The 14594-nt window shown below is 42.1% G+C and carries 11 protein-coding genes; 7 read left to right on the forward strand and 4 right to left on the reverse strand.

Going from position 1 to position 14594, the window contains the following annotated elements; all coding sequences use genetic code 11:
• Positions 1–169 precede the first annotated feature (169 nt).
• The 3 genes from trpA to ndhL form a co-directional block, all read right to left on the reverse strand.
• Positions 170–997: a tryptophan synthase subunit alpha gene (trpA, locus tag V7K55_RS10490; RefSeq protein ID WP_334830888.1), complete on the reverse strand. Its 828-nt coding sequence runs from the start codon at positions 995–997 to the stop codon at positions 170–172.
• 88 nt (positions 998–1085) lie between these two features.
• Positions 1086–1397 (reverse strand): DUF3007 family protein, encoded by a 312-nt coding sequence (locus V7K55_RS10495; RefSeq protein WP_094340472.1) that lies wholly within the window; start codon positions 1395–1397, stop codon positions 1086–1088.
• A 24-nt stretch (positions 1398–1421) separates the two neighbouring features.
• A complete protein-coding gene (gene ndhL / locus V7K55_RS10500; protein WP_094327754.1) occupies positions 1422–1634 on the reverse strand; it encodes an NAD(P)H-quinone oxidoreductase subunit L in 213 nt (70 codons plus the stop codon).
• Between the two features lie 1154 nt (positions 1635–2788).
• Here ndhL and V7K55_RS10505 point away from each other — a divergent pair.
• Positions 2789–3142, forward strand: coding sequence for a KGK domain-containing protein (locus tag V7K55_RS10505; protein WP_334830891.1), 354 nt, complete (start codon positions 2789–2791; stop codon positions 3140–3142).
• A gap of 76 nt (positions 3143–3218) precedes the next feature.
• Positions 3219–4211: a tRNA lysidine(34) synthetase TilS gene (tilS, locus tag V7K55_RS10510; RefSeq protein ID WP_334830912.1), complete on the forward strand. Its 993-nt coding sequence runs from the start codon at positions 3219–3221 to the stop codon at positions 4209–4211.
• A 92-nt stretch (positions 4212–4303) separates the two neighbouring features.
• Here the strand turns inward: tilS and hmpF are convergent, their stop codons facing one another.
• The gene (gene hmpF, locus V7K55_RS10515) at positions 4304–6064 is read right to left on the reverse strand and encodes a pilus motility taxis protein HmpF (RefSeq protein WP_334830894.1); all 1761 of its coding nucleotides are present in this window, start codon (positions 6062–6064) and stop codon (positions 4304–4306) included.
• 467 nt (positions 6065–6531) lie between these two features.
• Between hmpF and V7K55_RS10520 the strand changes: the two genes are divergently transcribed.
• From V7K55_RS10520 to V7K55_RS10540, 5 genes are all read left to right on the forward strand, one after another.
• Positions 6532–7728, forward strand: coding sequence for a response regulator (locus tag V7K55_RS10520; RefSeq protein WP_334830896.1), 1197 nt, complete (start codon positions 6532–6534; stop codon positions 7726–7728).
• A 200-nt stretch (positions 7729–7928) separates the two neighbouring features.
• The gene (locus V7K55_RS10525; protein ID WP_069073698.1) at positions 7929–8294 is read left to right on the forward strand and encodes a response regulator transcription factor; all 366 of its coding nucleotides are present in this window, start codon (positions 7929–7931) and stop codon (positions 8292–8294) included.
• Positions 8295–8307: 13 nt separating this feature from the next.
• The gene (locus V7K55_RS10530; protein WP_334830898.1) at positions 8308–8838 is read left to right on the forward strand and encodes a chemotaxis protein CheW; all 531 of its coding nucleotides are present in this window, start codon (positions 8308–8310) and stop codon (positions 8836–8838) included.
• 14 nt (positions 8839–8852) lie between these two features.
• Positions 8853–11789, forward strand: a complete 2937-nt coding sequence (locus V7K55_RS10535) for a methyl-accepting chemotaxis protein (protein ID WP_334830900.1) — start codon at positions 8853–8855, stop codon at positions 11787–11789.
• Positions 11790–11940: 151 nt separating this feature from the next.
• The coding region (locus V7K55_RS10540; RefSeq protein WP_334830902.1) for an Hpt domain-containing protein at positions 11941–14594 on the forward strand (2654 nt) is incomplete at its 3' end.

Raw genomic sequence — 14594 nt, forward strand, 5'->3', positions numbered from 1 at the left:
ATTATGCCTACTTGATTTCACATAATACTCAAACTATAAGCGACCGTATCAGCTAGTTTTTTTACATCATGATATCTGATGTTAATATTCAAAACCATAATGGTCAAATTGTCTATCAAACAAGGGTAGAAAAACGGCGCTGTTATACTTTTTAATCTACTTGACCAGTCTAATCAAGAGGAGTATTTGTACTGGTGTTGGTAGTCTTGATGGCTGCCTTGAGACTTTGGCAGAATTGGGCGATCGCATTTAGTCCTTGCTCTGGAGTCCCTTCTGCTAACCGTTTCACAAAAGCACTGCCCGCGATCGCCGCATCTGCGCCCCATTCCTTGACCTGACGGGCTTGTGCGGCTTCAGAAATCCCAAAACCTACACCGATGGGTTTATCAGTAACACCACGAATTTGTTTGAGTAAATCAGACACGCGGTTTTCCAGTTGCGATCGCACCCCTGTCACCCCAGTGACGCTGACTAAATAAATAAATCCTTGAGAAGAATGAGCGATCGCTTCTATTCGTTTGGCATCACTGGTGGGAGCGACCAACAAAATTACATCAATTCCCATTTTCTTAGCTGGTTCGAGCAAGCTTGCTGCTTCTTCTAAGGGCAAATCTGGTACTACCAATCCTGCTACCCCAGCAGCCGCTATCTGTTGGAGAAATTTGTCAATCCCTCGGTGCAAAATTGGATTGTAGTAGGTAAATAGGATAATCGGCGATCGCAATTTGGGAGTAATCCCTTGCAACATTTCCAGCACCTGCTCCAATTTTGTCCCCCTTTGCAAGGCGCGAGTAGCAGCAGCTTGAATCACTGGCCCATCAGCTAGAGGATCGGAATAGGGTATACCCAGTTCAATAATGTCGGCTCCACTTTGATCTAGAACTTGCAACGCTTTTGCTGTTGTTTCTAAATCTGGATCGCCAGCAGTAATAAACGGAATCAGAGCGCACTCACGATTCCGTCCAAGGGTTTCAAAGCAATCAGAAATCGCAGTCATTTTTAGTCAAGTGTCAATAGTCAGTGGTTATTGGTCATTAGTCATTGGTCATTTACGAATGACAAATGACAACTGACCAATGATAACTTTACACCTGAGATTGCTCTTCTTGTTCTATTTCAGCTTGAATTCGTGCAAGTTCTTCGGGGGTAAGCTCATCTAGCCGCTTTTGCAGAAAGTCTTGCTCATATTGTTCCCGTTGTTGGTGGTAGGTCATTTTTTGTCCCACCGCACGGAAAAAATAGGTCGCTAACCAGCCAATTAAACCACTGACTAGTAAGACTTGGCTCCATATACCAGCTTTCTGAGTATCCAAACCGACTAGCTGCAATCCTAAATATGCCAAGCCGCCAGCAATAAAAACACCTAAGCCAATTCCAATAGCGTCAATCCGTCGCATGAGAGTTATGACCTACCAATGTCGTTAAACTTGAATTTGTCGCCGTTGGGGTCGGAAATTTACAAACGGCGATAGAACCAACAAGCCTGGGAAGAAGAAAAACACCAAAAAGTACATCAAGAGACGCTCAATGGAGCTAGCGACATACCAACGCTGTTTTAGGTACAGCAAAACAGCGATCGGGATTACCAGAAGGTAAGCTCCAGCCAAAACCAGATACAGGAGGGCTACAATCATAACTTTCAAGTCTTAAGCATCTGTTTTCCATCATAGGCTGAACAGCCAAACTGAGGGAAGTATAGTCGATGCTTTCACCATAACTACCCCAGAATTCCTTTTTTATATCCAGATTGATTGATAAAAGATAGTTTTATGCTATTATCGTGAATCTGCCGGCAAATAAATGCTTTAGTCAGACAAAATCGAAAATTCATCCAGGTTGATTACGAAAAAACATGAAAAACTTCCGAATTTGGGAAGCGATCGCACAATCTGGAAAAAATGTTTTCAATCTAGTTGGACAAAAGACACAATTGATGGTGGAATAGATAAGGCGGTATTTGCTGCCTCCAAAAAATAACTAGGTCTATACTAGTTAATTACCAAACACCTGCGGGGGTGTGGCGGAATGGTAGACGCTACGGACTTAGATAACTGAGCCTTGAAGGAGAAATCCCTCAAGTGGAAGCTCTCAAACTCAGGGAAACCTAAATCTGGTGACAGACATGGCAATCCTGAGCCAAGCCGAAAAAAGTCGTGAGTGCAGAGTACATTAAAACTCTTAACTCCTAACTATTCGGAAGGTGCAGAGACCCGACGGGAGCTACCCTAACGTTAAGTCGAGGGTAAAGGGAGAGTCCAATTCTCAAAACCTGATTTGGCTATTGCCATCAGGCAGCAGTGAAAACTGCGGGAGGATGAAAATCCGTTGACCGTAATAGGTCGTGTGGGTTCAAGTCCCTCCACCCCCACTAAAAATTGAAAATGCTAAAAAGCTTTTATTGTGACTTTACCCATAACTTTGCCGCAACGGTAAGCTTATGCTTCCAATAAAGGGTAGCAAGGTTATGGTTCCAAACAAATTTCTTTTCGCGCTGCCCTTAAAGCAGCGCAAACTTGTTTGTCACGAAAATATCCTGGTTTAGCCAATATCCTTGAAATAGCTGCTTCACTAGGATAGATACCTTCAGTGTGAACTTGCCTGACAGCTTGTTTTACCTCCTCGCAACACTGTTCAATTCGTTTGACGCGAGATTCTTTCTACTACTTTCCCCGAATTAGCGTTAACTGTTAAAGAAGTTGTTGCTGCAAGTCAAATTCAAAAACTATGAGGATTTCCAATTAATTTATCTCTCTTGGGAACTATAGATTTAGTTACAGGTGCAAGATTTATGAATAATGAATGTGAACCTCTAAATCCTGAAAAAGATGTTGTGCATTTTCACCAAGAAGCATTTGAAAACTTACCCCGCACTCAAATAGTATTTCAGCTTTTAAAGGAAGTAAAAAAGTTTTGGGCAAAACACCATACATCATCAGGTTCAAGAATATTTGACGAAGGATTTGAATGTTATGTTTTAATCCCTGGTAAACAATGGCGGACAGGCAGAATTAGAGTCCGCCTAGAATTTTGCCCTGATGAAGCTGAAATTGAAGAAAAACAAGAAAATAATCGCTTAGATATTAATCAAGAAAGCTCTCCCCTCGACGACCTTCGGCAGCAACTTAACCAAGGTGAAAATTAATACCCAAATCGTAATTGTCGATGCACGTGATATTAAGAGACAATTATCTGTGTCCGTCGGCGCTAAAAAAACCAAAATGGTATGGACTCCTCTACATGCAAAAATCCATCGCACAATGCGATCGCGCCACTTATTTGAGCGCAACCAGCGTCTATTAATCGCTGTCTCTGGCGGACAAGATTCTTTGTGTTTAATAAAATTACTTTTAGATTTACAATCCAAATGGGGATGGGCTTTAGGTATTGCTCACTGCGATCATCGTTGGCGTTCTGACTCCCAAGCTAATGCTCGTCACGTCGAAAACTTGGCTAAAACTTGGGGTATATCTTTTTATTTAGAAACAGCAAACGAACCTATAAATAGTGAAGCTGCTGCCCGCGATTGGCGTTATCAAGCTTTAAGTGCGATGGCTCAAGCAAACAATTATCAGTATATAGTTACAGGACACACCGCTAGCGATCGCGCTGAAACTCTCCTCTACAATTTAATTCGCGGTACTGGTGCTGATGGTTTGCAAGCCCTGACTTGGCAACGTCCCCTAACTACGGGCATTATGCTAGTGCGTCCACTTTTAGAAGTCACTCGAATACAAACAGAGCAATTTTGTCAAGAGTTTAAATTGCCAATTTGGGAAGATTCCACCAATCAAGATTTGCAATACGCCCGCAACCGGATTCGCCAAGAATTGATACCATATTTACGAGAAAATTTCAATCCCCAAGTAGAATCAGCCTTAGCCCAAACAGCAGAACTTCTCCAAGCAGAAGTGGAATATCTCGAAAAAGCAGCCCAGCAGTTGCGCCAAAAGGCATTGGGTATTGGTGATGAAGAAGATTCCCTTGCTCTTCTTCCCCTAAGGTTAAATCGTCGGGTATTGCAGAAAGCACCATTAGCACTGCAACGTCGGGTGATGCGTCAGGTGTTGCAGCGAATACTGACTGACGCACCTGGTTTTGAACATATCGAAAAATTAACGGCTTTAATTACAGCACCAAACCGATCGCAAACCGATCCATTTCCTGGTGGTGCGATCGCTCAAGTAGAAGGTGATTGGATCTGCTTGAAATAGTTAGAAGTTAGGAGTTATGAGTTAGGAATTTTCTTTAATTCCTAACTTATAACCCTTAACTCCTGTAGAGACGCGATTAATCGCGTCTCTTGTTAAGACGCTAATAATTCTGGCTGAGGCATTAAACCTTGGAGAGTTTGGCGCAGCTGAGCGATCGCTTGGACTTGATAATCGCCAGTTTCCTGGAATTGATCCAAAGATTCTGCAATTCCTTGCAGCTTTTGCCGTAATCCATCCAAGGAATCCTGAATTGGTTGTAGTGTTTCTTGATAAAGATTCACCCGACCAGAATATTCAGCAGTTGTTCTTCGTAAGGATAACAAGTTTTCTTCGATTGCTTTCAGTTCTTGACGTTTTTCATCCAAATCGTGAGTTTGATTGTCAATCATTCCTTGATTTAGCTCAACACCAGAACGGATTTGATCGATTTCACGTTCCAGCTTTTGGATTTCCTGCGAATATTGTTGTCGCTGGGTTTCAATTTGTAACAGAATCGGTTCTAAATTAACTTTATTACCATCTTCTTCCTCAACAACAGGATGCCCTTGTCGCCGTAGTAATACAGCTTGGTGTTGCTTGAGAAACTTCTGATGCTGTAACATATTGCGGCGTTGTCCCACCAAACTGGAGTTTAGCATCTGATAGAGGTCTTTTTCATCCGTTAATTCCAGTTCTAAATTGATGTGGTCATTGTCAGATGCTTGGCTTAATTTATTTTGCAGTTCTTCTATAGCTTCTTGTTTATATGTCAGTTCTTGTTCTTGATCGTGAACAAAGCTAGCATCTATTTGCAGCTTATGCTGCAAGTCTTGGACTATCTTTTGTAGTTCTTCTAAAGACATTTTATCCAAAGCTTCCACATTAGCTTGCTGTCCGAGAACTACATCACCAGATGTTGCAGCCAAAGAGTGAATTTGTTGATATAACTCTTCGGCGTTTCGTAACTGCTCTTTGATTATCCGCGCATACTCTTGCTTGCTGCTAAGGTCTGCTGTATTTATCTGCAATTGGGCTGTTTGCTGAACTAGAATATTTTGTGCTTCTTGCAATGCATTTTGGCGATCGCTAAATGTTTGTGACAACCGCTCCACTTCTTCTTGCTGTTGGGCGATCGCAGTTTTTTCTTCTTCTAGTTTTTGCCAGTGTGGGGTAAGAGTTGCTTGCTGCTTTTCGACCAATTCAAAGGCTAGATGCAGGTGTTCTCTGACTGTTTCCGTGGGAGCTACGCGACTAGATAAGCGATCGAGTAATTCACTCATTACCCGACTTTGCTCTTCATCCAAAACCGTCCCTTGTTTAAAATCCGCTTGATGTTCCTCTAGGCGGCGTTGCTCACCCCGCAAATGTTCCCAAGCGCCTTCCAATTCTAGGCGGTTGCGTTCAACTTCTGTTTGTAACCGTTCAATTTCTTGGCGGGATGTGTCAACTTCTTGTTTTTGTTGCTCTAGTTGTTGCAACTCCTCTTCCATATTTTGCAACTGTTCTGAGCGTACTTCCATGTCCATTTCACGGCGATTCAACTCTTGCGCCTGAAACGTTAATGACTGTTTCCACTGATCGATTTCATCTTCCTTGAGCTTAAATTTCTCCAATTGGCGGGAAAAATTCTGCAAAATATTGACTAGTGGCCGCCCTGCTTCTTGAATTCGCTGCACTTGACGATTTGGATTCAGTTCAACCAGTACCAAAGCGCCATCATTTAATTTGCTTGCGTCTTCAGCAGCAATCACTTCTTCCGACACAGTATTCCAATTCTGGTCAGTTCGCTGACAAGCTAGCAGTTTCAGTTCAGTTTTGCCACCGCCACTGAGTAAACCACCTTTCTGTTTTTGTACTTCTGCTAAATACAGCACACCGTTAGTCCTTTATTGATGCACTTAAAGTTCATTTTTTGGGATGTGGGTTAAATAATTCTGTTAACTTCTCTCACTGAACCCAAGTTTAGGAGAACAAGACAGACAAAACTATAGACGCGATATATTACGTCTTGGTACTTATAAAAGCGAGTGGGTCGCGCCTTTATATTTTGTACTGATGACAGTGATGATGACTTCCGTGTTAACACTAGCTTTGTCAAAGTGGATTACGAAAAATTAAGAGTTCTAGCTGAATCTATAGCAGTTCTCGTACCCTGCGGGTTTGCCTTTGACGTTCTCGCAGAGTAGCGGCTACACATCTATGCATACAACAGATGATATAGCAATAAGAAAAAGGGTAAAAATCTTTTCAATACTCCATAATTAATACTTAAACTACTCACTCAAAAAATGGAAAAATTGCGGGACATAATTAATCAATAAAAGGAGTACTTTTTAGGTAAATGCAGGGAAATTTAAGTGAAATTGATATTTGCAGTATCCTGCAATTGATTGAGTTGGGACAGCGAACTGGCCAACTATGGGTAGAAGCTCAAAGCTCTCACCATAACAACAAGCTGAGTGGAGAGGGAGCAAGCATTTATCGCCCCAAACAACAGTCTTGGTTCGTCTTTTTCCTCAATGGTCAGATTATCTATTGCCAAGAAGGTGAGAGTAGTTTATCCAGAATTAACGATTATTTACGTCATTATCGAGTCGAGATGCGACTCACCGACAAACAAATTGCCTCTCTACCATCAACCGACTCACCAGAGTATGCCTATCTGTGGGCACTTTTGGAGCGGAATATTATCAACCCCAAGATAGCTGGTAGTATCATTCACGGCTTGGTACATGAAACTCTCTTCGATCTGCTGAGTTTACACCAAGGAAACTTCATTTTCCATCAGGGTGCGGCACTTGCCCCACAATTAAATACTTTCGCCATTGCTCCATTTGTTACAAAAATTACGAAGCAGGTGCAAGAGTGGAAGCAATTGTATCCACACATCCAGTCTCCCGAGCAATTACCAGTGCTATCTGACAAAGTTCAGCTACAATCTTCACTACCAGAAGCAACTGTAGAGAAATTACAACATTGGGCTGATGGTAAAACAACCTTGCGTCAACTGTCTCGCTATCTCAACCGAGACATTTTGACAGTTGCTAAGGCAATATATCCTTATGTGCAACAGAGTTGGCTACAACTAGTATATTCAGTTACGGCTAAATCAGATACCCACATCGGTAGCAGGGAATTGAAGGCAAAACACAGGGGGCGGATAGTATGTATTGACGATGCGATCGCCATCGGTGAGACTATAAATTCGATCTTACAACCACAGGGTTATGAAGCGATCGCTCTCACCAATCCCTTAGAGGCACTGAGTCTGGTTTTTCAACTCAAACCAGATTTAATTTTATGCGATATCGCCATGTCGGAATTGGAGGGGTACGAGGTTTGCGCCATGCTGCGACATTCCACAGCATTTCGGCTCACACCGATTATTATGCTCACTGGTAAAGATGGATTTATCGATCGAGTCAAAGCTAGGATGGTCGGGGCTACAGATTATCTAACAAAACCATTTACAGACACTGAATTACTCATGCTCGTAGAGAAATACCTCAAAATAGAATCCTATGAAAATGGAGAGTAGGGACTGAGGAAAAACATAAACTTGTTGATCTACTAAAAGATCAGTTAAAAGATGTTATCACAGAGTCAGCCAACTTAGTGAAACCTCAGTATCAAGGAAAATAGTGAGAACATACAATTAATTTATACAGTTAATACTTGCGGAGGAATCAGGGAATGTTCCAAATAGGAACGTTTAAATCAGGAGGCAAATAGACATTTATGAGTACAGTTCTGATTGTGGAAGACAGTATCGCGCAAAGGGAGATGATTACAGACCTCCTAAAAGCAACCGGTCTAACAGTTACCCATGCCAGCGATGGATTAGAAGCATTGGAGGCAATTCAAATAGCACCTCCCGATTTAGTGGTATTGGATATTGTCATGCCTCGGATGAACGGCTACGAAGTTTGTCGGCGGTTAAAATCCGATCCCAAAACCCAAAATGTCCCTGTGGTGATGTGTTCTTCCAAAGGCGAAGAATTCGATCGCTATTGGGGCATGAAGCAGGGTGCAGATGCCTACATAGCCAAACCGTTTCAACCAACCGAGTTGGTAGGAACAGTCAAACAACTGCTGCGAGGATAAGGATAAAAGCAATATGGTCAGCAAACCGGACTTTTTAAGTGGTAGCGGTCAAGACCACTTCCGACCAGAATTACAAGTAGAAAGTCCTGAAGGTGAGTTACATTTGAGATTTTACATTCCCTCGCATCAGGAGTTTGCACTACAAGCAACTGGCATTCGGGAGGTAATTGAACTAAGTCCTGATAGAATCACTCCGATTCCTAATGCTTCTCCTTTACTTTTGGGTACTCTAAATTTACGAGGTCGAGTTATTTGGGTGGCTGATTTGGGTCAATTTCTGGGGGAAGCAAGTGCATTAAACACGGATAGAGCTGAAATTTCGGTGATTGCCATCGAAGAGCAAGACACAATAGTGGGTTTAGCAGTAGAAGAAATCGGAGGTATGGACTGGTTGGATGTCCAGAATCTCATGCCACCAACTAATGTTCCAGATACTATGGTTCCTTTTTTACGGGGAGAGTGGTTACTAAATGCTAAAAATAATCAGTGTCTACGACTGCTCGATCAAATGGCAATTGTCCGAAGTGCTAGGTGGGCAGGATGAAATTGGAGGAGGAAATGGCAGCAAGTATTGATAATTACGAGCCAACATATCAACAGGCGATGACCGCCTATGTCCAAAGAAATTATGAGGTTGCAGCCACTTTAGTTGACCAAGTGGTGCAAAATTTACCAGATGACCCCAACACTCATTTGTTAAGGGGTCACATCTACTATGTTTTACAGCAGTACGATGTAGCAAAAGAAGAATATCAACAGGTCTTAGGCTTGACTAGTGAGCAAGAAATTATTGTTTTTGCCAATAATGGAATTGAGAATATCAATCAATATTTACAGTCATTCGGTGGGCAGATTGATACATCAGGAAATCAAGAACAAATCAATTCCTCAGAGATATCCGAGCCACTGGCATATAGCGAACCAGAATTAGAAGATTTGGGGGTTAGTGAAGAGTTTGACAGTAAAAATCTTGATTTGAACTTTTTTGGAGAGCATCAAGAAACTGTGAATGAGGTTGAAGAACTATCTTCTAATAGTCCATTTGACATCCCCACAGAAGATAGTATTGGAACGAGGAAAATATCAGATTCTTCTACAGCTTTTGGTGATGACCCTTTTGCTTTGGATGAAGAATCAGAAGAATTGGATTTAAATAGCAGTAGTTATGAGGAAAAAACAGAATTAGAATTGCCTGCTTTTTGGCAGGAGGATGGATCAGAAGATAGCCATGATGAATCATTAGTAAATCGTCATTTTTCTGAGAATGAGATAAATTCTACTCCTGAAAATTCAGCTATTGACAATAATAACTTTTCATTTTCCAATTCCCAAACTAGTAATAGCGATAATAACTTCTCTGATTTGTTGAGTGAGCCAAAGTCTCCAGAGCTTAGGGCTGGGAATTTAGAATATAAAAAATCGAATTTTGGAGATGAGACTTTACTTATTGTTGTCGAAGAAGAACTTATAAATAGTTCGACAAACGCAAATAACAAGAGTAAATATGATTTGCCGGAAACAGAAGCCCATGATTGGTTGAAGTCAAAAGATTTGGAAGTAGAGGATGAATTTCAGCCAGATTTACCTGATAATTCTTCATCTTTTAGTGGCAATATACCTCTAGAAGAAAAGAAGTTTAAATCAGGTACAAGCATCGGCAAAAATAGATTTGATGAGGATGATAATTTTGATATGGAGGCATTTGAGTCTGCCTTTGGCTCAGAGGGTTCGAGTTCTTATGAGGACTCAAACAATATACTAAATGGAGAAAATTCTAAGAGTAATATCGATTTTTTAGATGACTTTGAGGAATTTGACGATTTAGGAAACATTCCAGGATTTGACCTGATCGAAGAAGATTCTAACTTTGGTGATGCAGCAATGTATTCTGCTCCAGTAGTTTCTACTGGCAGTGGGCGCTCTCAAGTCGTGGAGCCTTCTGGAAGTAATGCAGCCGATCGCGAAGAAGAACTATTCTCGATGACTGGTTCCCATGAAGGAGTTCCAATCTTTAGCCAAACAGATGTCTCGAAACTAGAACCCAACGTTAGCGTCGAGCAAGGCTGGTTAGCACCATTAGAGAATGCCTCCATAGAACGGAAACAATGGTTAATAGCTGGAAGTGTGGGCATTGTTTCGGCGCTAGTGGTAGCCACAGTTAGCTTTGTCGCCACCACATTTTCGCCAGCCCCCCAACGAGAATCAGTCCGAAACACAGGTTGGGCAATGTCATTAGCCGCTGGGATTGCAGGTTTTGCTACCGCAGGCTTCATGGGGAATCTGGCGCTTAAACAAATTCGGCGCACAACTAACGATCTGCAAGCTCAGTTTGAGGCTGTACGTCAAGGAAATCTGAATGCTCAAGCTACAGTGTATTCCGAAGATGAATTGGGGCATTTAGCCACTGGCTTTAACGAAATGGCACGGGTAATTTTCACGACGACAAGTGAAGCCCAACGCAAAGCCGATGAACAAGAGGAGGCTAAAGAAAACCTGCAACGCCAGGTAATTCGCCTTTTGGATGATGTGGAAGGAGCGGCTAGAGGTGATTTAACAGTCCAAGCGGAAGTGACAGCCGACGTACTAGGAGCCGTAGCCGACGCTTTTAACCTGACAATTCAAAACCTACGGGATATTGTGCAACAGGTAAAAGTGGCAGCGAAGGATGTAACAAAAGGTGCAACCAACTCTGAAACCTTTGCTAGAGCCTTATCTAGTGATGCTTTGCGCCAAGCAGAAGAGTTAGCAGTAACGCTGAATTCTGTACAGGTGATGACTGATTCGATTCAACGGGTAGCAGAAGCGGCGCGGGAAGCTGAAACCGTTGCTCGTGATGCTAGTACGATCGCTCTCCAAGGTGGTGAAGCGGTAGAAAATACCGTCGCAGGTATTTTAGAAATTCGAGAAACTGTTGCCGAAACCACTCGCAAAGTGAAGCGGTTGGCGGAATCTTCTCAAGAAATTTCTAAAATTGTGGCGTTGATTTCTCAAATTGCTTCCAGAACCAACTTATTAGCACTCAATGCTAGTATTGAGGCGGCAAGAGCCGGAGAAGCTGGACGCGGGTTTGCGATCGTCGCAGACGAAGTGCGCCAATTAGCAGATAAATCTGCGAAATCCCTGAAGGAAATTGAACAAATTGTGATGCAAATCCAAAGCGAAACAGGTTCTGTAATGACCGCGATGGAAGAAGGCACACAACAAGTAATTAAAGGGACAAAATTGGCAGAAGAAGCCAAGCGATCGCTCGAAAACATTATTCAAGTGGCGAATCGCATTGATATTCTTGTGCGCTCTATTACCAGCGACACTGTAGAACAAACTGAAACCTCCCGCGCCGTCGCTCACGTAATGCAATCAGTAGAACTCACTGCCCAAGAAACTTCTCAAGAAGCACAGCGAGTTTCAGGAGCCTTACAACACTTAGTAGGTGTATCCCGTGACTTGATCGCTTCCGTTGAACGTTTCCGAGTGGAAACTATGGAAACTAGATAAATTGTCATTTGTCCTTTGTCCTTTGTCCTTTGTCCTTTGTTATTTGCTAATAACTAATACTTCTCTATGAGAGGTTTCGGCAACGCTCAGTACAAGTGACCAATGACTAATGACCAATGACCAATGACCAATGACTAATGACTAAAAAACTATGCTGCCGGAACAACAACAGCGGATTTTGGGTTACTTTATCGAAGAAGCTAGGGATCACCTGAATACCATTGAGCAGGGGTTACTGAATCTAGAAGGTACCTTGAACGACCCGGAAATGATCAGTGAAGTCTTCCGGGCGGCTCACTCCATTAAAGGAGGAGCCGCGATGCTTGGATTGACTAGCATCCAGCATACCTCCCACCGTCTGGAAGATTGTTTCAAAGTTCTTAAAGATAATCCGGTTAAGATTGACCAAAAGTTAGAGTCTTTATTTCTTGGTGTATCTGATACCCTGAAATCGCTGTTAGAGCATTTGAGCGGGCCTTATGGTCTTTCTGAAGATGCAGCTAATACTTTAATGTCAGAAACTGAGCCTGTCTTTCAATGGCTGTATGAGCATTTAGAACTACTTGTAGAACAAGGAAAAATTGGAGCATCCAGCAGTACTGATGCAACAGAACTACACACAAACTCTTTAGAGAATGTCTCCACACTTACAGAAATTTTCCTGCGGCGAGATATTCCCGGTTTGGCAGAAGACATCCATCAGGGATCTCCACAAATACCTGTCTCAGTAGCACCTCAGCAGGTATATTCGCCAGTCACCGCTAAAGAACATAATAATTGGGGCGAGTTTCAAGCCCAAGTGCTGCAAACACTGCGAGAAATGTTGCAACTGTTTAAGCAAACCACAACACCCTCAACTCGGCAAAACCTTCAGCAATGCTGTTACCAGTTAGCCAAACTTGGTGAGACTTGGAATTTATCCAAGTGGTGTGGTTTGTGTCAAGCAGCAGCCAGTGCGATCGGCAATTCTGAAAATAGTTATCTAACTTTAGCTAAAATTGTCATTACCGAAATTAAGCAAGCTCAAGAATTAGTTCTGCAAGGTAGGGAAGCCGAAATTGCAATTAGTCAGCAACTAGAAGCACTTTTGAGCTTGGCAGAAATTGAGTTATTAGAAGTTACTCCTAATTTGTTTGATGAACAGGCTGCGGTTTTGACAGAATCATCAGCTGCGTCAGAGCCAATTTTATCTGGTAACACCAAGCAGTTAGACCTAGCCCAGACCACTGAAGAACTTAATCTAGACAAGGATGCTAGCGTTCGCCCCTATCTTCAACAGGGGACACCACTCAACGCTGCAATTCACACTAGTCTTAGTTTCACCACACATGACGAAGCACATCCAATCAGTAACAATCTTGACCCCAACGGGCCAGAGGTAGGAATAGCTGAGTTAAATACCCTTGCCGATTTATTTGAAGGTGAGACTCCTGAACTAGATGAAAGCTGGCATCAAGAAGAAACCTTAGATATTGTTGCTACCGATGATTTTGGAATTGATTTCAGCAGGACTGACGCTGAGGATGCTCATAGCGATTTATCTGATTTACTTTCCTTTGATCGAGCAGCAACTACAGTCACAACAGAAGATTTATCCCTATTATTTGGCGATAATTTCCTAGAAAAAGAGACTTCAGAACCGGAAAATCAACAAACATCTGCTACGACTTTAGATTTAAGTGATATTAACGTACTTGATGTAAATTTAGATTCTTCTTCCGAAGATTTACAAGAATTTATTGATATTTCTAGTGAGACAAACCAGCTTGCTAGTGTCAAGAAAGACGATGTATTTGAAAATTTATTGACACTGGATCTAGATGATGATGCTGAAATATTGCCTACAGGCGAAGTGACTCAGCCAGAAACTGAAGCGTTCGCCAGTGTAGAACTATCGATTAACCAACCAAACAGTTTTGATAACTTATTATCCGAAACGAGAAATGCAAACTGGGTAGAAGAAATTACTCCTAGTGACTACATAGAATTACCCCAGCAAATAGGCTTGTCTTCGGACAATCCGTTTGCTGAAATGGAAGAACAGACATTACTGCCTACAAGCGAACCAGAAATAGGTGATTTATTTGATACATCTCCAGCAATAGCACCTGAGTTTTCTCAATCAGAAAACGATCTGAGCAATTTCTGGAACCAAGAAAGTACAGAAGAACAGAACGAATTCGATTCCTTAATTGAGCAGAATGTGGAAAGGGCATTAGAGGAGAGTTTGTTTCCTACAACTGATGATATTTTTGCCGACAGTCAACAAACTATATCTTCTCCTCTAGCCAGTTTTGATTTGGAAGATTTGGATATTAATTTCCAGCACCAAGAGCAGCTAGATTTGATATTCTCATCAGATTCTGGAGATGATTTATTTGATGAGTTGGCACTCAGTGACTCAACTATTTCCCCAGCAATCAGCAATACCTCCACGCCAGACATACCTTTGTTCGGGCAGCATCCAGGAGAAGAAATTCTCATGCGATCGCAACAACCAGAAGCTTTAGATTTTGCTCCAGAATTTACTCATCAGCCACCAGAAACATCTGCTGTCGATCTGGAACTTCATTCCTTTGGCTCTTTCGATGAAAATCCGCAACTGGTGTTTGAAGATGTCGCCATAAACTCCACCTATATTCAGATGGAAACCACAGACAATACTGTGGACGAACTATCAATTACAGAAACTTCTTTAGATATCAATTTTGGGGAAAACTTAGATTCAGCCCAAACACAACCAGAGGATTTATTCGGCTCTTTCGATGAAAATCCGCAACTGGCGTTTGAAGATGTCGCCACAGA

Source organism: Nostoc sp. (assembly GCF_036919895.1).
Classification (GTDB): Bacteria; Cyanobacteriota; Cyanobacteriia; order Cyanobacteriales; family Nostocaceae; genus Nostoc.

Coding starts and splice junctions, on each gene's coding strand:
- ndhL (WP_094327754.1), bottom strand. CDS start 1,634: ATGATTGTAGCCCTCCTGTATCTGGTTTTGGCTGGAGCTTACCTTCTG.
- trpA (WP_334830888.1), bottom strand. CDS start 997: ATGACTGCGATTTCTGATTGCTTTGAAACCCTTGGACGGAATCGTGAG.
- V7K55_RS10495 (WP_094340472.1), bottom strand. CDS start 1,397: ATGCGACGGATTGACGCTATTGGAATTGGCTTAGGTGTTTTTATTGCT.
- tilS (WP_334830912.1), top strand. CDS start 3,219: ATGGTATGGACTCCTCTACATGCAAAAATCCATCGCACAATGCGATCG.
- V7K55_RS10530 (WP_334830898.1), top strand. CDS start 8,308: ATGGTCAGCAAACCGGACTTTTTAAGTGGTAGCGGTCAAGACCACTTC.
- V7K55_RS10520 (WP_334830896.1), top strand. CDS start 6,532: ATGCAGGGAAATTTAAGTGAAATTGATATTTGCAGTATCCTGCAATTG.
- V7K55_RS10535 (WP_334830900.1), top strand. CDS start 8,853: ATGGCAGCAAGTATTGATAATTACGAGCCAACATATCAACAGGCGATG.
- V7K55_RS10525 (WP_069073698.1), top strand. CDS start 7,929: ATGAGTACAGTTCTGATTGTGGAAGACAGTATCGCGCAAAGGGAGATG.
- V7K55_RS10505 (WP_334830891.1), top strand. CDS start 2,789: ATGAATAATGAATGTGAACCTCTAAATCCTGAAAAAGATGTTGTGCAT.